The organism is Kerstersia gyiorum (assembly GCF_004216755.1).
GTDB lineage: Bacteria > Pseudomonadota > Gammaproteobacteria > Burkholderiales > Burkholderiaceae_B > Kerstersia > Kerstersia gyiorum.
In genome coordinates this window covers 533,916-560,146 of sequence record NZ_SGWZ01000001.1, presented here as the reverse complement: position 1 = coordinate 560,146, position 26,231 = coordinate 533,916, and the positions used below count along the sequence as shown (strand labels likewise).

Here is a 26,231-nt window from a genome sequence, read left to right as displayed (position 1 = left end):
ATGATGCGGCACACAAGGCGCCGCCACGCTGGCGCCGGCCCCCGCCCAAAGGAGAGGCCAGCCGGAAAAACACGATTTTAGCCTCTTTTGTGCAGGTGGCCGTGACAGACATGGACAAGTCTGCGCCGGCCGCCCTCATCCCGCCTGCCACAACCGTCCGTTTGCGCACGATATCAGGACAAAGCAGTGCCTCTGGCCAGCCCGGCCGGCCCCTGCGCCGGATTCAGACCGGCAGCAGGAACATGGCCGCCGCCACGGCTGTCGGCACCAGCGCCGACAGCAGCAGGCGCCCGGCGGAAATACTGCCATCCGGGAACGCATGCTTGAGGATGGCGTAGCCCGCCGGATTGGGAGCATTGGCGATGACCGTCAGCCCCCCGCCCGTCACGGCGCCGGCCACCAGCATATAGCGCCAGGCCTCCGAGGTGCCGTCCACCAGCGACCCCAGATAGGTCAGGGCCGCATTGTCCGTTACAGCCGTAAGCAGCGTCGCGCCCCAGAACAGTACCTGGGGAGCAAGACCGCCCAGCAGGTCCTGCAACCACCATTTCTGCATGCCGCCCAGCACCACCAGGCCAGCCAGGAAAAAGCCCACCATCAGCCCTTCCTTGAGCATCAGTGGCGACTGGAAACGCTTGTAGGCCTGCGTATAGCCCATGAACATCAGGAAGAGACCCAGGAAAACCGCTGGGTGATGCGCCGTCACGACAATGCAGACGAGGAAAGCCAGATGCACCAGCGTGCATATCCAGGGCACCTGCACGTCTTGCTGCTTGCCGGCCTGCACTTCCCCGGCCAGCAGCACCCGGCGGCAGACCAGGGTCAGCAGGGAGGCATTGATCACCACGGCCAGCGCGGCACGCCAACCGAAATGCGCCGCCATGAAAGTACTATCCCAACCGAAGGTGGAGGCCACCATCAGGACAGGCGGCGCGGCATAGGAGGTCAGGACGCCGCCGATGGAGACATTGACGAACAACACCCCTAGCGTCAGGTACTTGAAGCCGGCCTGGCCCGGACGCCGGAAATAGGCATCGCGCAACAGCAGCGCCGCCAGCGTCATGGCAGCAGGCTCGGTAATGAACGACCCGGCCAGGGGTACGGCCGACATGGTGACGAAGAACAGCGCCAGTTCGCGTGGCACCGGCAGCAGGCGCGCCAGGGCGCGCACCACAACGCCCACCAGTTCGATGATGGGCCGGCTGGAAGCCACCACCATAATGACGAACACGAACAGCGGCTCAGTGAAGTTGCGCGTGTCCATGTATTCGATCATCGGCCCGGCGCCCTGCAGCGCTGCCATGCCGACCAGGAAGGCAAAGGCCCACAGGCCGAAGACGGCCTCGACCTCGGCGAACATGTGCCACAACCCAGCATGCGGGCCGTTGCGGTGCGCCAGCCGGGCGAACACCGGCACGGAAAACGTATGGATGATGGCAATGGCGAACAAGGCGGTCGCCAGGATTTCCAGAGTTGAAACCTGCATGGGGGAATATCCGTAATCTGTGCCCGGACGGCCTTCCAGGAGCCGTGCATCGGGCGGTTTGTCTCTTGTTGTTCGAGTCTCGTTCAGCGGCAGTGGCCGCTGGCGACCGGCAGCCCGGCATCAGCCGCCCGGATCAGGCGGCCGGATCGGGCGACCCGATCAGGTGGCTTCAGGCGCCGCATGCGCCAGCACTCGGCGCATGGTCGGACTGGCGCGGCGCCACGCCGAAACGCCACGGCAACCCGGGCCGGGATAGCCGGGCCAAGCAGGCAAGCAGCAGAAGGAACAAAAGGAAGCCGGCCCCATGCACGACGGAACGGCAGCAGCGCCTGCGGCGCCACGCAGGGGCGCGGCCAGGCATGCGCCGGACGCTTGCAGGAAAGAGGGGGACGGAGGTGAAGATGGCGCAGGCGGCGAAGGCGGCACAGGCAGCACGAACGCAAGGGTTCGCGGGCGCACGGGCAGACGGAAGTCATGGACGCGATGGCTCCGCGCGGCGGCCCGACCAGCGCATGAACCTGTCTCGCCGCAATATGCGGCTAACACCCTGCTGCGTATTCTACATAGCGCCGCAGGGGATCGCCATCATTTTCGCCCTGCGCCCGGCTCAATGCGGGACAACCCCGATCACCCGGCACCACCCTGGCCTGGCCCGGTATCGCGGCCAGGCCAGGGCGCTGTCTTCAGGCCGCAGCCCGGCTGCGGGTACCCGCTTCCACGTCCACCGGCACGCGCAGGCCCAGGTTGGCGCGCAGGGTATCGCCTTCATATTCTTCACGGAACAGGCCGCGCCGACGCAATTCCGGCAGTACGCCGGCGATGAACTCGGTCAGGCCGCCGGGCAAAGTGGGCGGCATGATATTGAAACCGTCCGCGCCGCCGCCCACGAAATATGCCTCCAGTTCGTCCGCGACATCCTTGGCCGTACCGACCAGTTGCCAATGGCCACGCGCCCCGGCGATCTTGCGCGCCAATTGCAGGATGCTCAGGTTTTCATCACGCGCCAGGGCAAGCAGCAGTTGCTGGCGGCTTTGCCCGCCATTGGAAACCGGCAGGGTCGGCAACGGCCCATCCACCGGATAGCCCGTCAGATCGAAGCCGATCATGTCGGACAAAAGGTGTACCGCCACTTCCGGATGGATCAGGGCCTGCAAGGCCTCGAACTTCTCCTGGGCCTCAGTGCGGCTGGCGCCGATGACTGGAAAAATGCCGGGCATGATTTTCAGGTCGTCCGGATCGCGGCCGTAGGCCTGCACCCGGCTTTTCAAGGTTCGGTAGAACGCCTGCGCTTCCTCCAGGGTGCGCTGCGCCGTAAACACGACTTCCGCCGTGCGCGCCGCCAGCTCTATCCCCGGCCCCGACGAGCCTGCCTGCACGATGACCGGATGCCCCTGCGCGGACGGCGCCACGTGCAACGGCCCCTGCACCTGGAAATGCCGGCCAGCGTGGCGGGTATCACGCAGCTTGGCCGGGTCGTAGTAGCGACCCTCAGGCTTGTCGTACAGGAAAGCATCCGGCGCCCAGGATTGCCAGAGTTTGAGCACGACATCGACAAACTCCTCGGCGCGCTCATAGCGCAGGTCATGCTGCAGGTGACGGCCGGCACCGAAATTGTCCGCCTCGGACTGATGATTCGACGTCACCAGATTCCAGCCTGCCCGCCCCTGGCTGATAAGGTCCAGCGAGGCAAATTTCCTGGCGACATTGAATGGCTCGTTGAATGATGTCGACACCGTCGCAATCAGGCCGATCCGGTGCGTCACCGCCGCCAGGCCCGACAGCAGCGTCAACGGTTCGAAATAAGACACCCGCGCCGTGCGCGAACTGGCGCTGGCCGAGGTATCGCCGGCAGACAGGGTATCGGCCAGGAATACCGCATCGAAGCGCGCCGCCTCGGCCTCTTGCGCAATACGCGCATACGCGGCGAAATCCCGCCCCAGATCCGCCTGCGCCCCGGGATGGCGCCAGGCGGCCACATGATGGCCCGGTGCCATCAGGAAAGCGCCCAGTTTCAATTGCCTGCGTCCCTGCTTGCTCATATCCAGTTCTCCTTCCGACCGTGTCTCAGGCCGGTTGCCCTTTCCAGGTCGTGAAGTGCTGCTCCAGGCGTTGCAGCAGATAGTTCAGGACGACACCGATCACCGTGATGGCGATGATGCCGAAATACATGTCCGGTATCAGGAAGCTGTACTGGGCATAGATGATCAGATAGCCCAAGCCGGCCTTGGCCCCCACCATTTCAGTAGCGATCAGCACCAGCATGGCCGACGCGCTGGCCAACCGTATGCCGACGAAAATCGTCGGCACCGACGCCGGCAGGATGACCTTGCTGAACAATTGCCAGGGCGTGGCCCCCATGGTCCGTGCCGACTTGATCAGCAAGGGATCCACCTGCTTGACCGCCGCGATCGTATTGAGCAGCAGCGGCCAGGAGCAGGCATATACCACCATGCTGACTTTGGAGACCTCGCCAATCCCGAGCAACAGGATGAATACCGGCAGCAGCGCCAACGGCGCCGTGTTGCGCAGCAACTCGATCAGCGGATTGAGAAAATCCCCCAGCCGCCCGTACCAGCCGACCGCCAGGCCCAGCGGCACGGCATAGGCCACGGAAATAGCAAGCCCCCCGACTGCGCGCAGCAAGCTAACGCTGGTGTGCTCCCAAAGCTGGCCATTGAGCGCCAGCACCCAGCCCGCTTCCAGCACCTCGCTGAGTGGCGGCAGGAAGACGCGATCTATCCAGCCCAGGCGGGGCACCAGTTCCCAGACGGCGATCAGGATCAACACCAACGCCGAACGCCAGGCCAGCCGGGCCAGGCGTACCTGCAGTTGCGGCCAGGAAGGCCATGCCAGGACGGGCTTGCCCGCCGGCAGGACGGCAGAAGATGATTCAGACATGGCTGGGCTCCTTGATCAATGGCTGGCGTGCGATACGCTCGCGGCGTGCCTGGCGCGCCGTACTGATTTCGTCATGCAGCTGCGTCCAGATTTCATGGCGCAGCTCACCAAACAATGGCAGCGACCGCACATCATCGACATCGGCCCGCAAAGCATCCGGAATATCAACGATGTGCTTGATGCGGCCTGGCCGAGATGTCATGACCGCCACTCTCTGCCCCAGCACCACGGCTTCGTCTATGCCGTGCGTGATGAAGACGATGGTCTTGCCGGTCCGCTGCCAGATGTCTACCAGCTCCTCCTGCAGCGTTTCTCGCGTCTGCGCATCCAGCGCCGCAAACGGCTCATCCATCAGCAGCACCTGGGGGTCGTAAGCCAGACTGCGCGCAATCGCCACGCGCTGCTTCATGCCGCCGGACAACTCGTGCGGGTAACGGCTGGCAAAGGCTCCCAACCCAACCAGGTCCAGATAGTGCAGTGCCTGTTCGCGCCGCTGGCGCCGGTTCAGGCCAGCCACCTCCAGGCCGAACGCCACGTTATCCAGCGCGGTGCGCCAGGGGAACAGGGCATATTGCTGGAACACCACGCCACGGTCACGCGCCGGGCCACGTATCGGCACCCCATCGAGCAGCACCTGACCGCTGGTGGGCAGCGACAGGCCAGCCAGCAAGTCCAGCAACGTCGACTTGCCGCAGCCGCTGGGCCCGACCAGCACCAGGAATTCACCCGCATGTATCTCGAGGTCCAGCCCGTCGACCGCGACGAACCGTTGATCCCTTGTGCCGTTCTCGGCGCGCACCAGGAATTCCTTGCGTACCTGCTGGAAACGGATTTTCACCGCCCCATGCCGCGCCTGGCCTGCCGCCTGCGCGCTCATGGCTGCGCCCCGGCGCCGGCAGCTCCGGCATAAGGATTGAACTGGTTGGTATACAGGCTGGCCGGCTGGACCTGGCCCGGCTGCAGCAGGCCATCCTTCACCAGCCAATTGATCCATATCTGGAATTCGTCATCGGTGATGAGCCCGCCCGGCTGGGCCACGCCGGTACTCTTCCAGTAGGGAATCGCATCGGCACTCTCCGCGCGCCGGCGTTCCTTGATGATGCGCGTATAGCGCGCCCGCACCTCGTCCGGCGGTGTCTCCCGTGCCCACTCTATCGCCCGGGCCAGTGCCGTCACGAGATGGCGCGTAGTATTGGGGTTCTTCGCAATAAAATCATCTCGCAGCACATAGCTGCCCGCCGTGAAGGTGCCGAACAGATCCTGGTCGGTAAACAACGGATGAATGCCGCCGCGCTCCAGCGCCTTATCGCGCAGTACGCCGCCCAGCTGCGCCACGTCGACATTGGCGCTGCGCAGGCTTTGCTCGGCCGCGACCGGCGGCGTGACGATCAGCGATACCTGCTTGGCATCCTGGGCGTTGAGACCCGCACGCTCCAGGTATTCACGCACCATGAATTCGTGGTGCGCGCCCAATGTATTGACCGCCACTTTCTTGCCAATCAAATCCTGCGCGCTTTTTATCGGACTGTCATCGGTTACGTAATAACCGGTCCAGGTATGATCGTCGACGCCGTAATAACCAATCACGGCAGTCACCGGTGCTTTCTTGCTCAGCAATTTGACGACTGCGCCATTAAATGCCCCGCCAATATCCGTGTCGCGCGTCACGACCGCCTGAATGTCCTGGGGCCCGCTGATCGTATTGCCTACCCATTTGGCCTGCAATGGCGCAAGGAACCCCAGGTCGTCGGCCAATTCTATCCATATCACCTGTCCGGCCCAGCCCTGATAGCGGATTTCCGTCTGTTCCAGCGCGGCTGGCTGCCCGTCCCCCTGTGCTGCCGCCGCTATTGGCGTTGCCGCCATGGCGGCGGACAAAATAATTCCTGCGGCCTGGCCAGGCCATTTCCAAAAATGCACCATGAGAATTCCCGCGTAGATTTGATTGTTTTGATACCTCCTTGCCAGTATCTTTGCCGCCGCCAAACAGCGTCAAATACAATTAATTCATTTACTTCCCCAAGCATGAATTAATAACAATCCCACCGTAGCAAACGCGAATAACCAAATAGAAAACCAGATGCAATGAAAATCGCCAGGCGGCAGATAATTAAAAGACGGAATATTTCCGGTATTCCGTCTTTCCGGCTTGCAGCCGCCTTTCCCGAGCGTGACATGCACATAGATACCGGCCGCCGCCCTGCTGCCCTGGGCGCCGCCTTCGCCTTTCTGGCCCGGCACCGTTTCCTGGCCTCTTTCGCCGCTCTTTCCCTGTTCATGGGCATCAGTGTGGGCCTGGCAAAAATCAACACCACGCTCTACGCCCTGCACCTCCAGGCCTCCCCCTGGCTGCTCGGGCTGGTCGCCGCCGGCCAGAGCCTGGGCATTCTGTTCACCAGCCTGCCCATGGGCTACTGGGTGGAACGCTACGGGGCCGTACGGCTGTTCATCGCTGGCTCGCTGGCGGCAGGATCGCTGTATGTGATCCTGCCGCTGGTGTCCGATGCCTTGTTCCTGTTGATCGTGACGGTCGCCATCAGCGCGATCATGCCGGCGCGCTTCGTTTCCCTGAACACGGTTTTCATGGCCGCCCTCAGCCGCATCGGCCAGGAACGCGCGGGCTGGTACCGGGCCACGCATATGGCTGGAATGTTCCTGCTGGGCCCCATCCTGGGCGCCAGCGTCATCGAAGCCGTCGGCTTTCGCGGCGGCTTCTGGCTGATTGCCGCCATGTTCCTGATAACGGCGCTACTGGCACCGCTGGTTTTCACGCAACAACCGCTGGGGCCACCGGCAGGACAATCCCGGCGCTTCGATACCCGTGCGCTGGTCGCCCACCCGCAAGCACGCCGCCTGGCCTTGCGCGAGGCGTTCATACAGATGCTGCATATGTACTATGCGTTCTATATCGTGGTCATCGCGATCCAACACCTGGGGCTGGGCGAAACGACTGCGGCTACCCTGGTCTCGGTGCAGGGGGTCGCCTTTATCCTGGCGCTGTTCCTGGGTGGCGGGCTGGTGGCCCGCCTGGGGCACGATACCAGCCTGCTCAGCGCCGCCCTGCTGGCTGGCGGCACGCTGGTACTGGGACTGGCCGCCCAGGTACCGCTCTTGTGGCTGGGCGGCATACTGCTGGGCTGCGGCCTGGGGCTGTTGCAAATCCAGACACTGACGCAATTCGCCTTGCTGGGCCAGCGTGTCGGCCTGGGCCGGGTTGCGGGTTTCCAGGCCATGGCCGGGCCTGCCGGCGCACTGGTGGGCGGCCTGCTGGGCAGCTTTCCCGGTCAGTGGCTGGGGCAGCAGGCAGTCTTCCTGCTGTTCATACCCTTGTGCGCCCTGCTGGCCTGGTCCAGCCGCCGGGAGCGGATTGAACCCGACTGAAGCTCGCTCAGTCGCGCGGTGCCGGCGTACCCGTACCTTGCCTATCCCGCAGCCAGGTGCTCACGCCCTCGGCCACCACGGCGCCGCCTGCCAGGCAGGCGGTCAGCAAATAGCCGCCCGTAGGCGCTTCCCAATCCAGCATTTCCCCAGCGCAGAACACGCCCGGCAGGCGCAGCAACTGGCCATGCCGATCGACTTCGGAAAATTCCACCCCCCCTGCGCTGCTGATGGCTTCGGCCACCGGACGCATACCGGACAAGCGCACCGGCAGGCACTTGATGGCCGCAGCCAGGCGCCGGGGGTCAGTGAAGACATCTGCGGGCAGGCATTCCCGCAACAAAGCCATCTTCACGCCCTTGAGGCCCAGCCGGCTCTGCAAGTGCGATGACCAGGAACGCGCCCCGCGCGGCCGCCGGACTTCAGCCTCCACCCAGGCCGCATCGCGTTGCGGCAGCAAATCCAGCCAGAACGCCGGCTGTTCCTCGTGCGCCAGGCGCTGGCGCAAGGCCGCGCCCAAGGCATAGATCAGCCCGCCTTCCAGGCCATAGCGCGTTGCCATGCATTCGCCTCGGCGCCAGGCCAGGGCAGCGCTGTCGTCGCCAGCACCGTCGCCCGTCCCGGGCACCGCTATGGCGATATCTTTCAGGGGTTCACCGGCATGGCGCTCAATGAAGTGCTCGCTCCAGTCGAGCAGAAACCCGGCATTTGCCGCCTGCCATGGCGCCACGGCTACCCCGCGTGCGCGCAGCCATTCCGCCCAGCTGCCATTCGTCCCCATGCGGGGCCAGCTGGCGCCGCCCAGCGCCAGCACCACAGCATCCGCCACGACCTTGCATTCGCCCGCCGGTGTGGAAAATCGCAGTGCGCCGTCTTCCGACCAGCCCTGCCAGCGGTGCCGCACATGCAAGTGGGCCCCCTGGGCCGCCAGCCGCGCCAGCCAGGCGCGCAGCAAGGGAGCGGCTTTCATGCCGTTCGGAAAGACCCTGCCGGACGACCCCACGAACGTTTCCACCCCCAGACCCGCAGCCCAGGCGCGCACCGCCTCGGCATCAAATGCCGCCAACCAGACGCCGACCTCGCCGGCACGTTCACCATAGCGGCGCACGAAGGCATCGTGCGCCTCCGTGTGGGTCAGATTCAGGCCGCCACGGCCAGCCAGCAGGAATTTCCGGCCCGGAGAAGGCATGGCTTCGTAGATATCCACCGCCACGCCCTGGGCGGACAACCGCTCTGCGGCCATCAGGCCCGCCGGGCCTGCTCCCACGATGGCAACCCGCGCCACTTTTCCTTCTGCATCCATGATGATCGTCCCGGCCGCCCGCCGCCTGCGGCACCGGGCCTTGTCCGCAACCCCCATGGCTGCGGAAACCGCGCGATTGTAAACCTGGCGGACGCATGCGCGATCAGGCGGCTTCCTGCACCGCGCTCAGAAAGGCCTGGGTACGCGGCTCGCGCGGCGCGGAGAAGATTTCTTCAGGCGGGCCTTCCTCGTGGATACGCCCGGCATAGAAGAAGCACACGCGATCGGCGAACTGCCGCGCAAACCCCATCTGGTGAGTCACCATGAGCATGGTCAGGTCATGCTCCTCGCCCAGTTGCTGGATGACAGACAACACCTCGCCGCACAATTCAGGGTCCAGCGCCGATGTCACTTCATCGAACAGCATGACCTTGGGCCGCATCGCCAGCGCCCGCGCAATCGCCACGCGCTGCTGCTGGCCGCCGGACAACTGGGCCGGATAGTGATCCATTTTTTCGCCCAGGCCCACCTGTTCCAGCAGCGCCCGCCCCCGCTCCAGCGCTTCTGCGGCTTGCAGCCCCAGCACCTGTACCGGCGCTTCGACGACATTCTGCAAGGCAGTGAGGTGCGGGAACAAGTTGAAGCTCTGAAACACCATGCCTATCTTGCCCCGCACCTGGCGCAGGTGCCGCTCGCTGGCCGGGACAGGCGTGCCGTCCGGCCCGGGCATATGCGTCAACCACTCGCCGTCCACTTCGATCAGGCCGCTGTCTATGTCTTCCAGCGTCATGAGTGTGCGCAGCAGCGTGGACTTGCCCGAACCGCTGGGGCCGATAATGGCGATTTTTTCATTGGGACGGACATCCAGGTTGAGCCCGTCGAGCACCTTGAAATCGCCATAGCGCTTTTCCACGTTCTGGAAGCGCACCATGTAGTCCGACGGGGCAGGCGACGGCGCGCCGGACTGCGAGCCGGGCCCGAAGGCAGAGATCATGCGAAACAGGTTCATCTTGGCAGCTCCATGCGAATTTCCAGGCGCCGCACCAGGTAGGCCAGCACCAGGCTGAGCGCGAGAAAGAACAGGCCCACCATGGTGATGGGTTCCAGATAACGGAAATGCTCGGCCCCGAGATTCTTGGCTTCCTGCATGATCTCCACCACGGTAATCGCCGACAGCACCGGCGTATCCTTGAGCATGGCGATCATGTAGTTGCCCAATGCCGGCAGGACCGGCCTCAGCGCCTGCGGCAGGATGATGCGCCGATAGGCGCGGCCTGCCTCGAAGTTCAGGGCGCGCACGGCTTCCCATTGTGCGCGCGGCACGACGTCCAGCCCCGCCCGGTAGACTTCGGCGGTATAGCTGGCGTAATACACGGCAATACCGAGTATGCCGATCTGCATCGCGGTCAGATTCAGGCCTATCGACGGCCCGACATAGAACAGAAAATACACCTGGATCAGCAGTGGCGTGCTGCGTATGAATTCGATCAGCGCCGTGGCAGGCCAGGACAACCAGGCGTGCCGGCTGCGGCGCCATACGGCCAGGAATAACCCCAGCACCACGGCTATGGCAAAACCCAGCACCGTGATCAGCAGCGTCTTCAATGACGCATGCAACAGTGCGGGCAGGATATCCCAGGCATATTTCCAGTCGATCAGTTCGCTCACGACATGCCTCCCTTCAGCCTGCCGCGCGCCAGCCTGCGCTCGAGCAGCCGCATCGCGGCATTGATGCACTGCGCCATGGCGAAATACAGCAGCATCACCAGGCCGAATACCGTGACGGTCTCGAAGGTGGCCTGTTCGATCTGACGGGCGCGGAAGGTCAGGTCTGCCAGCGTGATGAGTGATACCAGCGAGGTATTCTTCAGCAGTTCGATCAGCAGGTTGGTGCCCGGCCCGATAGCCGCCAGCAAGGCTTGCGGCAGGATAATGCGGAAGAACCGCCGGCCGCGCCCCATGTTGAGCGCAATGCAGGCTTCATACTGCGCGCGCGGCACCGACAGGATAGCGCCACGCATGACTTCCGCCCCGTAGGCGCCAATGTGCAGCCCCAGGCCCAGTATGCCCACCACATAGGGCGACAGGGACACATTGAAAGGCGGCAGGGGCAACACGAAGAACAGCCAGAACAATTGCACCAGCAGCGACGTGCCCCGGAACAACTCGATATAGGCAATGCTGAACCAGCGCAGGAAGCGCCAGGGCGAGAGCCGGCCCAGCGCCCCCGCTACCGCCAGCACGATGGCAACCAGCGCGCCGAAGAACGTGATCTGCACCGTGAGCCAGGCGCCTTGCAGCAAGAGTGGCATCCAGTCAGGCACGGGAGCCTCCCGGATGAACGTCGCCCCGCCTCGGACGGACTGGGCCTGAAAATGCTGCCATTACTCCGCCTGGCAAAGCTCGGCGGCCGTCTTGTGCGTAATGTTGCGCTCGTCGAAACCGAACGGCGCGACTGCGGCCAGATGCGCCTCAGACCCCAGCCATTGTTTCAAGGCCGTATTGACAGCATCGCGCAATGCACGGTCTTCGGGACGAAATGCCAGCGCACCGTAGCCCATATGCGCCGGGTCGTCCTTGAACTCCCTCAGGGCCTCGGCACGGCCGCGCGATAGTTCTTCCAGCCCCTGCATGGTGAGCTGCGTACCTATCGTCGCGTCCGCGCGGCCGCTCAGCACCGCCTGCAACTGCGAGGAGGTATCGGGTACCTGGACGATCTGGTCGTCGCTGATCCCAGCATCACGCGCATACTTCAGGTTAACGGTGCCGGAGGTGATCGCCAGTTTCACCGACGGATCAGCCGCGATGGACTCGTAGCTATCGAGATTCTTGGGATTGCCTTGGGCCACCAGCAGCGTATCGGGCAACTGATAGTGCGGATCGGTGAAAAGCACCTGCTTGCAGCGCTCGGGCGTGATGTACATGCCGGCGGCGATGAGATCGAAACGCTGGGCGCGCAAGCCCGGGATCAACGCGCCCCACTCCGTCAGCACCGGTTCGATTTTCGCAATGCCCAGCGCGGGCAAGATGGCCGCGACGATCTGCGGCGATTCCCCCGTGACATGCCCGTCCATCTCGGTATAGGCAAATGGTTTTTCATTGGCATAGCCAATGCGCGCGCCGCGTGACTGCAAGTCCTCGACCGTGGTTTGCGCCTGCGCCGAAGCGCCCAGCAGCGCCAGGCCCGCTGCGACGGCCAGCCTCTGCCAGGGCCGGCGTGTGAAAACCGCTTGCATCTCTATCCTCCTTGTTTTTTCCCGGCAGCCCATGTGTTGCCAAGACAGAAACAGGCCATTGCATGGCCCGTCATCCACCCGGAAAAATACTTAGTGATTCAATGTATTTTTTATCCTAACACCATGATTTAAACGATAACAACCTAATTTTTAGATACAAATAAGGGGAAAACCCTAGGATAATCAAATAAAACCGATTCAAGACCGGAATAATTTAATTTGAATTACTAATCATATTTATGCATGATTTCAGGCGACAGCACCGCACACCGCTTCGGGAGCCGGGCCCGGGCAAAGGCGTTAAACTTGCCTGCGCCGCCCTTCCCGGGCGCCCCCTCTTTGCCGTCCCCGAATCCCTCTTACCCCCTCCACCCCTCTATCTCTCTACCCGGTAAGCATGGAACAAAGCAAAACCGCCCTGGTCCTGTTGCGTCAGATCATCCGAGCCACGGATTTTTCCGACAAACAGCTCAGCCGCAGCCATGGCCTGACCTTGCCGCAGCTGCTCGCCATGCAGGCGCTCCGGGAACACGCCCCCATGCAGGGCAGCCAGCTGGCCCAGGCCATGAACCTGACGCAAGCCACCATCACCACCATCCTCGACCGGCTGGAAAAGAAAGGGCTGGTGCGCCGACGCCGCGACGAACACGACAAGCGCCGTGTCTGGATTGAACTGACCGACGCCGGTATCACCCTCATGCAGAACTCACCCGCCTGCCTGCAGGAACAGTTCGTGCAGCGCTTCGATGGCCTGCCAGGCTGGGAACAGGCCGTGCTGCTGGCCTCGCTGCAACGCCTCACCAGCCTGCTCAACGCCAGCGAGATAGACGCCGCGCCGGTGCTTGCGCTTGGCGACCTGGCGCGCGCCGAAAGCGAATAGGCCGGAACGCCGCCAGCCACCCCGGCGCTGGGTTACGATACCGCCCGGATCACCGCCCGGCCTGCACCATGTCGCACACTTATCAAGAATCCGAATACCAGACCCAGCTGGAAGCCAAGCGCCTGCGCCTGGCGCAGCTGCTGGCTCCGTTCAGCGCGCCCGCGCCTGACGTCCATGACTCGCCGCGCCAGCACTACCGCCTGCGGGCCGAGTTTCACCTCTGGCGTGACGGCGACGAGCGCCACTACGCCATGTTCGCGCCCGGCGAAGGCAAGCGTTCGCCTATCCTGCTGGAACAATTCCCGCCTGCCAGCCAGCACATCAACGCCTTGATGCCACTGCTCAAGCAAGCCTGGAACAGCAACCCGGTGCTGGGCGAGCGTCTGTTCCAGGTCGAATTCCTCACCACACTGTCGGGCGAAGCGCTGGTCACCCTGTGTTATCACCGCAGGCTCGACGAAGCCTGGACACAGGCCGCCACGGCACTGGCAGAGCAGCTGGGCGTGAGCCTCATCGGCCGTTCGCGGGGACAGCGCTGCGTCATCGGCCAGGATTACGTCACAGAAACCCTGAATGTCCTGGGACGCGAATTCCACTACCGGCAGCCGGAAGGCGCTTTCACCCAGCCTAACGGCACGGTCAATATCAAGATGATCGAATGGGCCTGTGCCGCGTTGGGGCAACGCAATGACGACCTGCTGGAGCTGTACTGCGGCAACGGCAACTTCACCTTGCCCTTCGCCACCCAGGTGCGGCGCGTGCTGGCCACCGAAATCAGCAAGACATCGGTGGCGGCGGCACAAGCCAATATCGCAACCAACGGCATCGACAATCTCGTCATTGCCAGGCTGTCTGCGGAAGAATTCACCCAGGCGCTCAACAAAGTTCGTGCCTTCCAGCGCCTCAAGGAAATAGACCTCGACAGCTACGACTTCGGCACGCTGTTCGTCGACCCGCCACGTGCAGGCATGGACCCCGACACCTGCGAACTGGCCCGCCGCTTCGACCGCATCCTGTACGTATCCTGCAACCCGGAAACCCTGGCACAGAATATTGCGCAGCTGCACGATACGCATCGCATCACGCGCTGCGCGCTGTTCGACCAGTTCCCATGGACGCACCACATGGAAAGCGGCGTGCTGCTGGAGCGGCGCTAGACGTTCCCTTTCCTGGCGCCCCCCGGCGGCGTTAGCGCATGCTGTGCACCAGGCCCATGGCGATGTTCGGGTAGGCGATGATCAGCCCCAGCACCACTGCCATGGCCACCACGAACGGCACCGTACTCGCGAATACCTGGGTAATCGGGCCGACGCGATGCGCACCATCCAGACGCATGCGCAGCCCTTGCATGACGAACAGGTTCATGCCCACCGGCGGCGTGATCAGCGACATTTCCACCAGGATCACGGCAATGATGCCGAACCACACCAGGTCCACGCCAGCCATCTTGAGGATAGGCAGCAAGATGGGCATCGTGCAAACGATCAGCGCCATGCTTTCCATGAAAGTGCCCAGCAGCACCAGGATGACGGCAATCAGCAGTATCAGCTCCAGCTGGCTCAGGCCCAGGCCGCCAATCCAGTTGGACACGGCCGCCGGCACGCCTCCCAGCGACAGCACGAACTGCAGGACGAATGCCGTCACGACGACCAGCATCACCATGCTGGTCGTCGACGCGGTGGCCAGGAACACCTCCCGCAACATGGCGCGGTTCACCCGGCGGCGTAGCAAGGCCAGGAAGAATGCCCCCACGGAGCCAAAGCCCGCCGCCTCGGTCGGCGTGGCAATGCCTGCATAAATCGTGCCCAACACCATGAACATCAGGATCAGCACCGGCACGATGGCCCGCAACCCACGGATGCGCTCCTGCCAGCTGGCCCGCGCCTGGAGCCGTGGCGCCTTGGTCGGCACCAACAGCGCCGCGATGAAAATGACCAGCATGAAGGCCACCATCATCAGCAGGCCTGGCACGATGCCAGCCATATAAAGCTGCGCGATGGATACCTCGGCCATGATCGCGTAGATGATCATGATGACGCTGGGCGGAATCAGAATGCCCAGGGTGCCACCGGACGCAATGGAGCCCATGGCCAGTTTCTCGTCATAGCCATGCCGGCGCATTTGCGGCAGCGCCACGGCGCCAATGGTAGATGTCGTCGCTACGCTGGAGCCGCAAATGGACGCGAACAGGCCGCTGGCCAGCACGTTGGAATGTAGCAGGCCGCCAGGCACGCGGCCCATCCATTTGGACAGCGTTTCATAGAGATCCTCGGTCACGCCGCTGCGCAACAGCAGTTCACCCATCAGGATGAAAAGCGGCACGACGATCAGCCCGCTATTGCTGATGTTGTTCCAGGGGATCTGCGCGAAAAAGCTCCAGATATCCCCCAGGAACAGCGAACCGGTAATCGCGGCCGTCAGCCCCAGTGCACTGGCGACGTGGAAACTCAGCATGAAGAAGGCAAACAGCACCAACAGGGAAGTTGTCACGACGGCGGCCATTTCATGCACCTCCTTCTTCTGCACCCGCGCGACCCGCAATGGCAATCAACAAGGCCAGTGTCGAGGTCAGGGCAAACACCAGGAAACCAAACGTGGAAATGGCCTGCGGGATATACAGCTGCATCTCCACAATGGACTGCGGCAGCATGGCGCCAATTTCATAGGATTCCAGCGCCATGACATAGAAGTTGCAAGTCAGTATCCATGCCAGCACCGTCAGTCCGATCAGCGCGAAAATACCGAACAGACGCTTGAGCGGCGCGGGCAACAAGGGCAGCAGGATGTCGGAACGGACATGCGTACCGTTGTTGACCCCCATGGCCAGCGCCCAGGATGCGCCCAGCGCCAGCGTCAGCGACGCAACCTGGTCAGCCACACCAGTGAACGGCCCACCCAGCGTGCGGCTGAGCGCATCGCCCGTCATGTAGAACGCCAGCAGCAGGAACAACAGTCCACTGACCCATGCCATGCCTTCGGCCAAGCGGGCCAGGAAATTACGTAAAACGATCACAATCATCCCCTAGGAACGGCATCCCCCTGGGCCGGCCGCGCCGTACCGGGGAACCGGGGTTGGAGGAAAAAGCCGGCGGCGCCACGCCCTGGCGGGCGTGTGCGGTGGCGATGGCTCAGCTCAAGGTGTAGCCAACGATGGGCGCCAGGAACTCATTGAAGTTTTTCCTGGCTTGCGGCCCAGCCCGCCCGGCCCACCAGGGCACGATGTCCTGGGAGGAAATCCGCGTCAGTTCCGGCACCCATTGAGGCTTGGCTTCAAGGGTCAGCACCATGTCCTTTTCGCGGGCATACTCAAAACCCAGCACGTCGTTGTCGCGCCCCAGCTTCCAGCCCAGGTCCGTCAATGCCGGGCCGATGTCGATGAAGATCTGCTGCAGATCCGCAGGCAGCCTGGCCCAGGAGCGTGCGCCGAGCACAATGTAGGAGCCCATGGGGGGAATATTGATGTTGGTCATGTAGCGCGTCACCTCCCACAAGCTGCTGGCCTTCACATGCTCGGTACCGGTAATGGCGCCGTCGATGATGCCGCGCTGCAACGCGGGGTACATATCGGCAGTTGTCATACTGACCGGCTCCGCCCCCAATGCCGTGAGGAAACGCGCCTGCGCTGGCGCGAAAACACGGATCTTCCGGCCCTTGAAGTCCGTCAGCGCATCCAGCGGAAACTTGGTGTACATGAACATGGTGGACCAGCAGAAGGAACTGATGACCTTTCCGCCCAATACCGATTCATGCCTGGCCACGACATTGCTGGTCCAGACATCGTACATATGGCGCGACTGATCGAAGCTGGTAGAGATACCCGGCAGGTCGCAGGCTTCTATCATCGGAAAATCGCTGGCGACGTAGCCAGGCAGCACCTCGGCCATGTCGATGACCCCACTTTTGAGCACACGCAGCATCTCGGAGCCGCCCAGGCCCAGTTCACCGATGGTGGTGATCTCTATGGCCAGTCTGCCATCGCTGCGCTGCGCCACCTGCTCCTGCAACCAGGCCCATTTCTTGTAGGATTCGCCGTTGCGATGCTGCACCACGGCCTTGAGCGTGATGGGCTTGGCCTGCGCCAGCGCCGGCAGCGACAAGCCCGCCGCCAGGCCCGCCACCGTGGCGCCGCTGCAGGTCTTGAGAAACTGGCGGCGGCCAGCCGGTGCTTCCGGCACCATGCGAAGAAGGTCTTTTTTCATGTTTGTCTCCTTTGGTTTTTATCGTGCGCAGCGGTGGCACCCTGCCCGCCGCCGCGCCTTTGCTGCCCGGCCCGTCTTCCGGCACCGGCACTCAGTACGTCGCCCTGCCCCCTGAAAGATCGAAAGTCGCGCCAGTGGAAAACGAACATTCGTCCGACGCCAGCCAGGACACCATGCCGGCAACTTCCTGCGGTTCACCCGGCCGGCCCATGGGAATGCGCGCCAGCACCGATGCCTTGACTTCGGGTGTCATCTGTTCGGCCAGCGCGGTCTGTATCACTGCAGGCGCAATGCCATTGACGCGTATGCCCGTGCGCGCCAACTCTTTGCCTTGCGACTTCACCAGCGCAATGACCCCCGCCTTGGATGCGGAATAAGCCGATTGCTGTGCGTTGCCCTCCTTGCCCGCAATCGAGGCGATATGCACGATGCGGCCATAATCGTGCTCAAGCATGGGAGCCACGACCGCCCGCGTGCACAGGAATGCGCTGCGCAGATTCACCGCCATAATGCGGTCCCAGTCGCAGACCGGCAGTTCATGCACCGGCAGCGAGGAACCGATCAGCCCGACGCTGTGCACCAGGATATCCAGCCGCCCCCAGTGCGCCACGGTTTGCCCGACCGCCGCGGCCACCTCGGCTTCGTCCGTCAAGTCACAGGCCAGCGCCAGGCTGCCAGGCAAACTGTCTGCCAGGACCATCACCCGCTCCACATCCCGGTCCAGCAGCGCCAGCGCAGCGCCTTCGCGCGCCAGCCGCTGCGCCACGGCTGCCCCGATACCGCCAGCCGCACCAGCCACCAGCGCGACGCGCCCACGTTTTTCCATGTTCATGCCGGTTGCTCCGGGTTGGCCGCTGGCACGGCGGCTGCGGTGCGGTAATAGGCGATGGTCTGCGCCAGCCCAGCCACCAGCCCCGTACGTGGCCGCCCCGGAAACCAGTCGTCCAGACCCGCCGCGCCTTGCCCGGCCGCAATTGGCAGGGCAGGCCCGTGCGCACTGAGGCTGGCACCCGGCACCTGTTGCCGGATGGCATCCAGCAAGGCTGCAACAGCTACGTCCTCGCCCCCCATGTTGAACACCTGCGCGCCCGGTGTGGCCTGCAAGGCCGCTTGCACAAAGACAGCCGCAACATCCTCGACATACACCAGGCCACAGCTGCCGGTGAAGGGGTGGCGGTATGCCTCGCCCAGGGCCGCGGCGCGGCAGGCCAATGTCGGGCCAGCACTGAGCCCCCCCTCGCGACCCGGCCCATAGACCACGAAAGGCCGCAAGCCGATACTGGAAATGCCATAGTCGCGCCAATAGGCCCTGGCCGCGCCCTCGCAGGCCAGCTTGTAGGCACCATAGAATGTGGCCGGCTGCGGCATCGTGCTGCTTTCCGGGCCGTAGACACCGGCGCTGCTGGCGTAGGCCACATGCCCGATACCGGAGCGGCGTGCCATGTCAAACACATTGAGGGTGCCGATCAGGTTGACCTCGGCACCCAGCACCGGGTCTGCCGAGCACTCCGGCGTGAGCATACCGGCCAGATGGATAACGCCCTTGCACCCTTCAGCCGCCAGCATGACTTCATCTGAGCGGCGGATATCACCCACAACCCAGACCAGGTCGCGTGCCAGCTCAGCCCCTGCCACCTGCGCCACCTTGTCGCGCGCGCCGCTCATGTCGAACACCACGGGCGTCACGCCTGCCGCCGCCAGTTGCCGCACGACCCAGGCCCCCAAAAAACCGCTGCCCCCGGTCACCAATACCCTCATAGCTGCCTCCTCGTTTTTTTGCGAATTCTAGGAAGCTGAGCCATGGCTGGCACTGGGGCAGAGGCAAAGTGCGAGTTTGCCTTTGGCAAACTTGCGCCATGCAACGCCCCGGATCAGACCGGAACAGGCGTGCGGGTGCGGTCGGCGCAAACCTCGTGCACCGCCTGGCGCAGCCAGCGGTGGCCGGCATCCAGGTGCACGCGCTCATGCCAGTACTGCATGACGGTGAAGGGGGGCACAGGTACCGGGCAGGGATGGATGCTGAGACCAGAACGGCGCGCCAGCGTATGGCCAGTCAGACTGGGCACGGTGGCGATCAGGTCGCTGCTCGAAATGATCGCCGGGATTCCCAGGTAGACCGGGATCTCCAGTGCGACGCGGCGCATGACCTGGTGCCGCGCCAGGGCATCGGCCAGCATGGCATGTCCGGTGCCGCCGGGAATCTCGATATGGCGCGCCTGCGCGTAGGTTTCCAGATCCAACCGCTTGCCGATCACGGGATGGTCCGGATTGACCAGGCACACCCATACCTGGTCGAACAACGCCTGTTGATAAAAGCCTGTGGCCAGTGTGGGCACGAAGCCCAGCGCGAGGTCGGCCTCGCCGCTTTCCAGCAGCCGGGGCGTCCTGGCATTGATCTTGATGGCCTTGAGCTTGACCTGCGGTGCCTGCAGCCGCAGGTGCGCCAGAATGCGTGGCAGCAAGGTCAGCATGCTGCCGTCGGTCATGCAGAGGCGGAACTGCCGCTCGGCCGTCTGCGGGTCGAAGCTGCCCGGGCCGGCCACGATGCCGCGCAATGAATCCAGCGCATTACGCACCAGCGGCATCAGGGATTCGGTGCGTGGCGTCGGTTGCATGCCCCCGGGCGTGCGCACGAACAGGGCATCGCGCAGCTGCTCGCGCAAAGCTGCCAGCCAGATACTCATGGTTGGCGCGCTCTGGCCCAACAGTTCCGCCGTGCGGCTCAGGCGCCGGGTGCGGTACAGCGTATCGAGAAAACGCAGGTATTTAACGTCGGGCAAGGACTCATCATGCTGCAGCGGCAGGCTCGTATTCGGTTTCACTGGCCATCCATCCGGAACGCATCGCGGCGCGGCCTTTTCCTGTCATCCGGCCAGGCTGCCCCTACCCACGACGCCAAAACTGGAACATGATTCAATATTGGAATGCTATTTCTATCACGGATTTCGCCCGTCCTGCAAAAAAACCAAGGAGACAACGATGCAAGCGATTTCTTCCCCTGCCGCCATCCTCATCACCGGCGCGGCCCAAGGCATAGGTTGGGCGACCGCCCGGCATATGGCGGACAGCGGCTGGCGGGTAGGCATACTCGACCTGGACGCCGCCCAGGCCAGCCAATGCGCCGCTGAACTGGGGCCCGCCCACCTGGGGCTGGGCTGCGACGTCAGCCAGGAGGACAGCGTGCGCGACGCCGTGGCAGCTGCCATTGCGCATTTCGGGCGTATCCATGCCTTGATCAACAACGCCGGCATAGGCGAACAGGTCGCGCCCACGCTGGAACAAAGCGCCGCCGGCTTCAACCACCTGCTTTCGATACACCTGGGCGGCGCCTTCTTGATGAGCCAGTCCGTCGCCGCCCATATGCTGCACCAGCAAGCGGATGCGCGCGGCAACCGGGGAGCCATCGTCAATACCGGTTCTATTGCCAGTTTCGTCGGCATTCCCGCCCGCAATGCATATAGCGCCGCCAAGGCCGGGATTCTCGGCATGACGCGCGCCATGGCAGTCGAATGGGGCAACCAGGGCATACGCGTCAATGCCATTGCCCCTGGCTATGTCACCACCGCGCTGACGCTGGCCCTGCAGGACAAGGGGGCACTGGATATGCAGGCCATTGCCCGCCGCACGCCCCTGGGTCGCCTAGGCGAACCCGAGGAAATCGCCGCTGCGGCCGCCTTCCTGGTATCGCCAGCGGCCAGCTACATTACCGGCACGACCCTATCGGTCGATGGCGGCTGGGCCGTCAAGGGGACACCCGATGCTCTCTAGCGCTGCCTGGATCTCGCCTGCCAGCAGCTCCGCCATCTTCTCCAGCAACAACCGGCCTTTACCAGCTGTTGCCCTCGACGGGAAACCGATCACGCCCTGCTCGGCATAGTGGCGCATGCCATGGAACGTCAGCAAGGGCCGGTTCGGCGCGGCATGGTCCTGGATCAGATCCACGCGCACCGCCTGAGGCCACAGATGCAGCAGCAGGGAAGTTTCGATCTCGCCGCCATGCATGTCGGCGCTCGGGCTGCTTTCCACGCCGGCATGGGCCACTGCCGCTTCCCAATGCTGGCGCGCTGGCAACAGCAGCATGCGCGGACGCCTCACGTTGCGTTCCTGCGCCACATTGGACAAGACATAATTGCCGCCATGGCAATTCAGCACGACCACCAGGCCAAACCCGGCCTGCTCCAAGGAATCGGCCATGTCATGGACCTGCATCGCCAGCGTCGTCGCCGACACCGAAACCGTACCCGGAAACCCGGCATGTTCATGCGAGCAGCTGACCGTCACCGGGCTGACCAGCATGCCGCCGGCGCGCTCGCAGACCGCCTGTCCGATGGCCTGGGCAATCAGGGTATCGGTCGTCACCGGCAGATGAGGGCCGTGCTGCTCGAAGGCGCCTACCGGAATCAAGGCAAAGCGCGGTGCGCGGGCGGCGATATCGGCACTGCTCAATGTACTTATCATTTTTAACCATATAGTAGGCATGTCACGACCATGGCCATGGCATGCACGGTTGCGCCCCCGGACCAGCCGATGGTGGCGGGACGAAGCAGCCTGCACGCCGCCATTGTCCGGCAACAGCCTTGCCGGCAGGCATGTATTCATGCGCAACTAAAGCTTGCGCTTTGGCAAATGATCCTCAATCATTATAAGAATTGCAGCAACAACGGCGGGATACTCTGCCGCTGGTCGATTCCTTCCTTCATACCGAGAGTTCCATGAAAACACCGCTGGATTTCAATACCTCGCCAGACCAGCTGATTATCCCCAAACTATCTGGTTTCTATAACCAGTTCGCCCAGCCCCTGGGCTGGCTGCTGCTGCGCGTCGCGCTGGGCGGCTGGCTGCTGATCGAAGGCTGGCCCAAGATCCTGGACCCGCTGGGCCAGGTGGGCTTTGTCGAAAACATTGGCTTTCACCCCGGCTGGCTGTTTTCACCGCTCCTGGCCATTGTGCAGGTCGTGGGCGGCATTGCCATCCTGCTCGGGTTCTATACCCGGGCCTTCGCGCTGGCCAATGCCGTCATGCTGTTCACGACAGTCTGGTACCACCTGCACTTCCCGTATGACGCCGAACCGCTGCTCAGTCCGGACGGCATCGCCGCCATCAAGGAAACCGCCACGCTGGTCACCGCCAACGGTGCGCGGCGCCTGGCCGATGGTGGTGCCGCCCTGCTTTCGACGCTGCAACACAAGGCCGTCCAGCTGTCCAGCCTCTGGGCCTTCGGCTGCCTGTTCTTCGCAGCCTTCGGCGGCGGCCTGATTTCCCTGGACCGGAAACTGCGCAAGACGTTCTGAGCGCCAACTGCCCAGACTTTGATGCAAAAAACAGACAGGCCGGCACAAGGCCGGCCTGCAGCGGCCGCTTCTGCGACCGTGGCACTGCATGACATCCGCAGCGGCGCCTGGCAGTCTGGCTCCCGCTACAGGAGCCTACCGCCGGCAGCACGCCACGGCCATCCTCAGAACGGAATATCGTCGTCCATGTCCGCCAGGTTCGCCGCCTGGCTGGGACGCGGTGCGGATTGCTGCGGCGCCTGGCGCTGTTGCGGCACCTGGCGCGGTGCGGGCGCCGAATCACCATAATCGGAACCACCGGAACGGCCACCACCATAGCTGCCGCCAGCACCACCGGCACCGCCGTCTTCACGGCCACCCAGCATCTGCATCTGGTCCGCCACGATTTCCGTGGTGTAGCGCTCGATGTTGTCCTTGTCCGTCCACTTGCGGGTTTTCAGGCGGCCTTCGAGATAAATGGAACGCCCCTTGCGCAGGTATTCACCGGCAATTTCGGCCAGTCGGCCGTAGAACACCACGCGGTGCCATTCCGTTTCCTCGCGGCGGTCGCCGCTTGCCTTGTCCTTCCATTGAGAAGTCGTTGCCACGGATACGTTGCAGATTGCCGCGCCATCCGCGCTGTAGCGGACTTCGGGGTCGCGCCCCAGGTTGCCCACGATAATGACCTTGTTGACCGACGCCATGCCGTTCTCCTCTACGTACTACATTGAAGGGCGCTATAGTACCAAGTTGGCCTACGCATCTGTGACTACCGGATGGATGAAATTCGCATACGCGGCGCACGCACCCATAACCTGAAAAACATTTCCCTGGACCTGCCTCGCCACAAGCTTGTGGTGATGACGGGCGTCTCGGGTTCGGGCAAATCTTCCCTGGCTTTCGACACCTTGTATGCCGAAGGCCAGCGGCGCTACGTCGAAAGCCTGTCGGCCTACGCGCGCCAGTTCCTGCAACTGATGGACAAGCCGGACGTCGACCTGATCGAGGGACTGTCGCCCGCCATTGCCATCGAGCAGAAATCCGCAGGCCACAACCCGCGTTCCACCGTCGGCACGGTAACAGAAATCCACGACTATCTGCGCCTGCTGTATGCCAGAGTTGGCACACCTTATTGCCCCGAACATGGCGAGCCGCTGGAAGCGCAAAGCGTCGCGCAGATGGTCGATGCCGTGCTCGCCATGCCGGAAGAAAGCCGCATCGCCATTCTCGCGCCCGTGGCACACGACCGCAAGGGCAGTTTCGAAGCCGAATGTGCCAATCTGCAAGCTCAGGGGTATGTACGCCTGCGTCTGGACGGCGAGATGACGGACATCGACTCCATGCCGGCGCTGGACCCCAACACCCGCCACAGCCTGGATGTCGTGGTGGACCGCCTGCGTGTACGCGCAGGCGTGCGCTCGCGCCTGGCCGAAAGCCTGGAAACCGCGCTGGCGCTGTCCCAGGGACGCATCCTGTTGCTGGATATGGACAACAATGCCGAACAGGTATTTTCCAGCCGCTATGCCTGTCCCGTCTGCAGCCGCGGGCTGACAGAACTGGAACCGCGCCTGTTCAGCTTCAACAACCCCATGGGTGCCTGCCCCTGCTGCGATGGGCTGGGACAGGTCGGCGTGTTCGATGCCAAGCGCATCGTCGCCTTTCCCGAACTGAGCCTGGCAAGCGGCGCCATCAAGGGCTGGGACCGGCGCAATGCCTTTGCCTTCAATATGCTCAACAGCCTGGCGACGCATTATGGCTTCGACCTGGAAACCCCGTTCGAAGCCTTGCCAGAAGACGTCCGCGGGATCGTGCTGAACGGTTCCGGCAGCGAAGAAATCGAATTCGCCTATCTTAACGAGAAAGGCCGCAGCACTGTGCGCCGCCATCCGTTCGAAGGCATTATTCCCAACCTGGAACGGCGCTGGCGCGAAACCGATTCATCGGCCGTCCGTGAAGAGCTGGAAAAATTCCGCAGCATCCAGACCTGTCCGGAATGCGGCGGCTCGCGCCTGCGCGCCGAGGCCCGTCATGTCCGTATCGGTCATGACATGCCGCCAGGCGAACGCCTGGGCCAGGAAACCGGCCTGGCCATCTACGAGGTAGAAGCCATGCCGCTGGCCGCCTGCCAGAACTGGTTCGACAACCTCGCGCTCGAAGGCGCACGCCAGGAAATCGCCGCACGCATCGTCAACGAGATCAGCGCCCGGCTGCGCTTCCTGAATAATGTCGGCCTGGGGTATCTGTCCTTGGATCGCAGCGCCACCACGATTTCCGGCGGCGAGGCCCAGCGCATCCGTCTGGCCAGCCAAATCGGCTCCGGCCTGACCGGCGTCATGTATGTGCTGGACGAACCCTCCATCGGCCTGCACCAGCGCGACAACGACCGCCTCATCAGTACGCTCAAGCACCTGCGCGACCTGGGCAATAGCGTCATCGTCGTCGAACACGACGAAGACATGATCCGCGAGGCTGATTGGGTCGTGGACATGGGACCGGGCGCAGGAGAGCACGGCGGCACGGTCACGGCCCAGGGCACGCCCGCCGACATCCAGACACAGCCCGCCTCCCTGACCGGCCAGTATCTCAATGGCACGCGTGCAGTGGCTGTCCCGCAGCGCCGTGCCGTGGATGACGATACCCGCTGGCTGGAACTGTCGGGCTGCACCGGCAACAACCTGAAGAATGTCGACCTGCGCCTGCCCGTGGGCAAGCTCGTCTGCGTCGCAGGGGTTTCCGGTTCCGGCAAATCCACGCTGGTCAACGACACCCTGGCCCGCGTGGCGGCCATGGCATTGAACCGTGCCCAGGAAGAACCTGCCCCCTATGCGGCCATCACCGGCCTGGAGCACTTCGACAAGATCATCACCGTCGACCAGAGCCCGATCGGCCGCACCCCGCGCAGCAACCCGGCCACCTACACCGGCCTGTTCACGCCCATGCGCGAACTGTTCGCCGGGGTGCCTGAGTCGCGGGCACGGGGCTACGACCCCGGCCGCTTCAGCTTCAATGTGAAGGGCGGCCGCTGCGAAGCCTGCCAGGGCGACGGCGTGGTCAAGGTCGAAATGCACTTCCTGCCGGATATGTACGTGCCTTGCGACACCTGCCAGGGCAAGCGCTACAACCGTGAAACCCTGGAAATCCGCTATCGCGGCCGCAACATCAGCGAAGTGCTGGACCTGACCGTGGAACAGGCACTGGAATACTTCGAAGCCGTCCCGGCGATTGCCCGGCGGCTGCAAACCCTGGCGGACGTCGGCCTGTCCTATATCCGCCTGGGACAAAGCGCCACTACGCTGTCGGGCGGCGAAGCCCAGCGCGTCAAGCTCTCGCTGGAACTGGCGCGGCGCGGTACCGGCAAGACCCTGTACGTCCTGGACGAACCCACTACCGGCCTGCACTTCCAGGATATACAGATGCTGCTGCAGGTACTCAACCAGCTGGTCGAGGCAGGCAATACCGTCCTGGTGATCGAGCACAATCTCGATGTCATCAAAACAGCGGACTGGGTGATCGACATGGGGCCGGAAGGCGGCCAGGGCGGCGGGCGGATTGTGGCCCAGGGCACACCGGAAGCCATCGCAGCCACGGACAGCCCCACGGCCCCGTATCTGCAACGCGTGCTTTCCATGGCAATATAGTGC

Annotated in this window: 24 protein-coding genes; 6 read left to right on the top strand and 18 right to left on the bottom strand. The window is 63.6% G+C overall.

The features are described from left to right. Window positions 1–223: 223 nt before the first annotated feature. From EV679_RS02555 to EV679_RS02535, 5 genes are all read right to left on the bottom strand, one after another. Window positions 224–1,486 (bottom strand): putative Na+/H+ antiporter, encoded by a 1,263-nt coding sequence (locus EV679_RS02555; protein WP_068367556.1) that lies wholly within the window; start codon window positions 1,484–1,486, stop codon window positions 224–226. Between the two features lie 683 nt (window positions 1,487–2,169). Then, window positions 2,170–3,525 (bottom strand): LLM class flavin-dependent oxidoreductase, encoded by a 1,356-nt coding sequence (locus tag EV679_RS02550; RefSeq protein ID WP_130486446.1) that lies wholly within the window; start codon window positions 3,523–3,525, stop codon window positions 2,170–2,172. A gap of 25 nt (window positions 3,526–3,550) precedes the next feature. Then, window positions 3,551–4,384 (bottom strand): ABC transporter permease, encoded by an 834-nt coding sequence (locus tag EV679_RS02545; protein ID WP_127775316.1) that lies wholly within the window; start codon window positions 4,382–4,384, stop codon window positions 3,551–3,553. Continuing rightward, window positions 4,377–5,261 carry an ABC transporter ATP-binding protein gene (locus EV679_RS02540; protein WP_130486445.1) on the bottom strand — a complete coding sequence of 295 codons (885 nt, stop codon included), beginning with the start codon at window positions 5,259–5,261 and terminating at the stop codon, window positions 4,377–4,379. The genes EV679_RS02545 and EV679_RS02540 overlap by 8 nt, the downstream gene beginning before the upstream one ends. Further along, a complete protein-coding gene (locus tag EV679_RS02535; protein WP_242611413.1) occupies window positions 5,258–6,262 on the bottom strand; it encodes an ABC transporter substrate-binding protein in 1,005 nt (334 codons plus the stop codon). The genes EV679_RS02540 and EV679_RS02535 overlap by 4 nt, the downstream gene beginning before the upstream one ends. 297 nt (window positions 6,263–6,559) lie before the next feature. Here EV679_RS02535 and EV679_RS02530 point away from each other — a divergent pair, with 297 nt between their 5' ends. Beyond that, window positions 6,560–7,765 carry an MFS transporter gene (locus EV679_RS02530; protein WP_165389937.1) on the top strand — a complete coding sequence of 402 codons (1,206 nt, stop codon included), beginning with the start codon at window positions 6,560–6,562 and terminating at the stop codon, window positions 7,763–7,765. A 7-nt stretch (window positions 7,766–7,772) separates the two neighbouring features. On the opposite strand, the gene EV679_RS02525 is transcribed toward EV679_RS02530, so the two are convergent. The 5 genes from EV679_RS02525 to ehuB form a co-directional block, all read right to left on the bottom strand. Continuing rightward, entirely contained in the window at window positions 7,773–9,065 is a 1,293-nt protein-coding gene (locus EV679_RS02525) for a TIGR03862 family flavoprotein (RefSeq protein ID WP_127775320.1), read from the bottom strand. A gap of 103 nt (window positions 9,066–9,168) precedes the next feature. Next, window positions 9,169–9,936, bottom strand: a complete 768-nt coding sequence (gene ehuA / locus EV679_RS02520; RefSeq protein ID WP_165389967.1) for an ectoine/hydroxyectoine ABC transporter ATP-binding protein EhuA — start codon at window positions 9,934–9,936, stop codon at window positions 9,169–9,171. Window positions 9,937–10,010: 74 nt separating this feature from the next. Further along, window positions 10,011–10,673 (bottom strand): ectoine/hydroxyectoine ABC transporter permease subunit EhuD, encoded by a 663-nt coding sequence (ehuD, locus tag EV679_RS02515; protein WP_202969509.1) that lies wholly within the window; start codon window positions 10,671–10,673, stop codon window positions 10,011–10,013. Then, window positions 10,670–11,317: an ectoine/hydroxyectoine ABC transporter permease subunit EhuC gene (ehuC, locus tag EV679_RS02510; protein ID WP_207224886.1), complete on the bottom strand. Its 648-nt coding sequence runs from the start codon at window positions 11,315–11,317 to the stop codon at window positions 10,670–10,672. The genes ehuD and ehuC overlap by 4 nt, the downstream gene beginning before the upstream one ends. A gap of 72 nt (window positions 11,318–11,389) precedes the next feature. Next, complete coding sequence (gene ehuB, locus EV679_RS02505) at window positions 11,390–12,241, bottom strand: ectoine/hydroxyectoine ABC transporter substrate-binding protein EhuB (RefSeq protein ID WP_130486441.1); 852 nt, start codon at window positions 12,239–12,241, stop codon at window positions 11,390–11,392. A 397-nt stretch (window positions 12,242–12,638) separates the two neighbouring features. Here ehuB and EV679_RS02500 point away from each other — a divergent pair, with 397 nt between their 5' ends. Together EV679_RS02500 and trmA are read left to right on the top strand one after the other, a co-directional pair. After that, a complete protein-coding gene (locus tag EV679_RS02500) occupies window positions 12,639–13,121 on the top strand; it encodes a MarR family winged helix-turn-helix transcriptional regulator (protein ID WP_068367576.1) in 483 nt (160 codons plus the stop codon). A 68-nt stretch (window positions 13,122–13,189) separates the two neighbouring features. After that, window positions 13,190–14,278 (top strand): tRNA (uridine(54)-C5)-methyltransferase TrmA, encoded by a 1,089-nt coding sequence (gene trmA, locus EV679_RS02495; protein WP_130486440.1) that lies wholly within the window; start codon window positions 13,190–13,192, stop codon window positions 14,276–14,278. Window positions 14,279–14,309: 31 nt separating this feature from the next. On the opposite strand, the gene EV679_RS02490 is transcribed toward trmA, so the two are convergent. The 6 genes from EV679_RS02490 to EV679_RS02465 form a co-directional block, all read right to left on the bottom strand. Then, complete coding sequence (locus tag EV679_RS02490; RefSeq protein WP_068367580.1) at window positions 14,310–15,623, bottom strand: TRAP transporter large permease; 1,314 nt, start codon at window positions 15,621–15,623, stop codon at window positions 14,310–14,312. Window position 15,624: 1 nt separating this feature from the next. Beyond that, window positions 15,625–16,134: a TRAP transporter small permease subunit gene (locus EV679_RS02485; RefSeq protein ID WP_165389936.1), complete on the bottom strand. Its 510-nt coding sequence runs from the start codon at window positions 16,132–16,134 to the stop codon at window positions 15,625–15,627. Window positions 16,135–16,249: 115 nt separating this feature from the next. Further along, the gene (dctP, locus tag EV679_RS02480) at window positions 16,250–17,320 is read right to left on the bottom strand and encodes a TRAP transporter substrate-binding protein DctP (protein WP_130486439.1); all 1,071 of its coding nucleotides are present in this window, start codon (window positions 17,318–17,320) and stop codon (window positions 16,250–16,252) included. 91 nt (window positions 17,321–17,411) lie between these two features. Beyond that, window positions 17,412–18,152 carry an SDR family NAD(P)-dependent oxidoreductase gene (locus tag EV679_RS02475; protein ID WP_068367586.1) on the bottom strand — a complete coding sequence of 247 codons (741 nt, stop codon included), beginning with the start codon at window positions 18,150–18,152 and terminating at the stop codon, window positions 17,412–17,414. Further along, window positions 18,149–19,078 carry an NAD-dependent epimerase/dehydratase family protein gene (locus tag EV679_RS02470; protein ID WP_068367588.1) on the bottom strand — a complete coding sequence of 310 codons (930 nt, stop codon included), beginning with the start codon at window positions 19,076–19,078 and terminating at the stop codon, window positions 18,149–18,151. Before EV679_RS02470 ends, EV679_RS02475 begins: the two co-directional genes overlap by 4 nt. Window positions 19,079–19,191: 113 nt before the next feature. Next, window positions 19,192–20,142, bottom strand: coding sequence for a LysR family transcriptional regulator (locus EV679_RS02465; protein ID WP_242611412.1), 951 nt, complete (start codon window positions 20,140–20,142; stop codon window positions 19,192–19,194). Between the two features lie 157 nt (window positions 20,143–20,299). On the opposite strand from EV679_RS02465, the gene EV679_RS02460 reads away from it, so the two are divergent. Beyond that, window positions 20,300–21,088 (top strand): SDR family NAD(P)-dependent oxidoreductase, encoded by a 789-nt coding sequence (locus EV679_RS02460; protein ID WP_130486438.1) that lies wholly within the window; start codon window positions 20,300–20,302, stop codon window positions 21,086–21,088. Here EV679_RS02460 and EV679_RS02455 read toward each other — a convergent pair. Beyond that, window positions 21,038–21,778, bottom strand: coding sequence for a creatininase family protein (locus EV679_RS02455; protein WP_068367590.1), 741 nt, complete (start codon window positions 21,776–21,778; stop codon window positions 21,038–21,040). The two genes, EV679_RS02460 and EV679_RS02455, sit on opposite strands and share 51 nt — an antisense overlap. Window positions 21,779–22,032: 254 nt before the next feature. Here EV679_RS02455 and EV679_RS02450 point away from each other — a divergent pair, with 254 nt between their 5' ends. Further along, window positions 22,033–22,611 (top strand): DoxX family protein, encoded by a 579-nt coding sequence (locus EV679_RS02450; RefSeq protein WP_068367866.1) that lies wholly within the window; start codon window positions 22,033–22,035, stop codon window positions 22,609–22,611. Window positions 22,612–22,775: 164 nt separating this feature from the next. Here EV679_RS02450 and ssb read toward each other — a convergent pair whose 3' ends face one another. Beyond that, window positions 22,776–23,294: a single-stranded DNA-binding protein gene (gene ssb, locus EV679_RS02445; RefSeq protein ID WP_068367592.1), complete on the bottom strand. Its 519-nt coding sequence runs from the start codon at window positions 23,292–23,294 to the stop codon at window positions 22,776–22,778. A 72-nt stretch (window positions 23,295–23,366) separates the two neighbouring features. On the opposite strand from ssb, the gene uvrA reads away from it, so the two are divergent. Beyond that, on the top strand, window positions 23,367–26,228 hold the full coding sequence (gene uvrA / locus EV679_RS02440) for an excinuclease ABC subunit UvrA (RefSeq protein WP_068367594.1): 2,862 nt from the start codon (window positions 23,367–23,369) through the stop codon (window positions 26,226–26,228). Window positions 26,229–26,231: the final 3 nt, after the last annotated feature.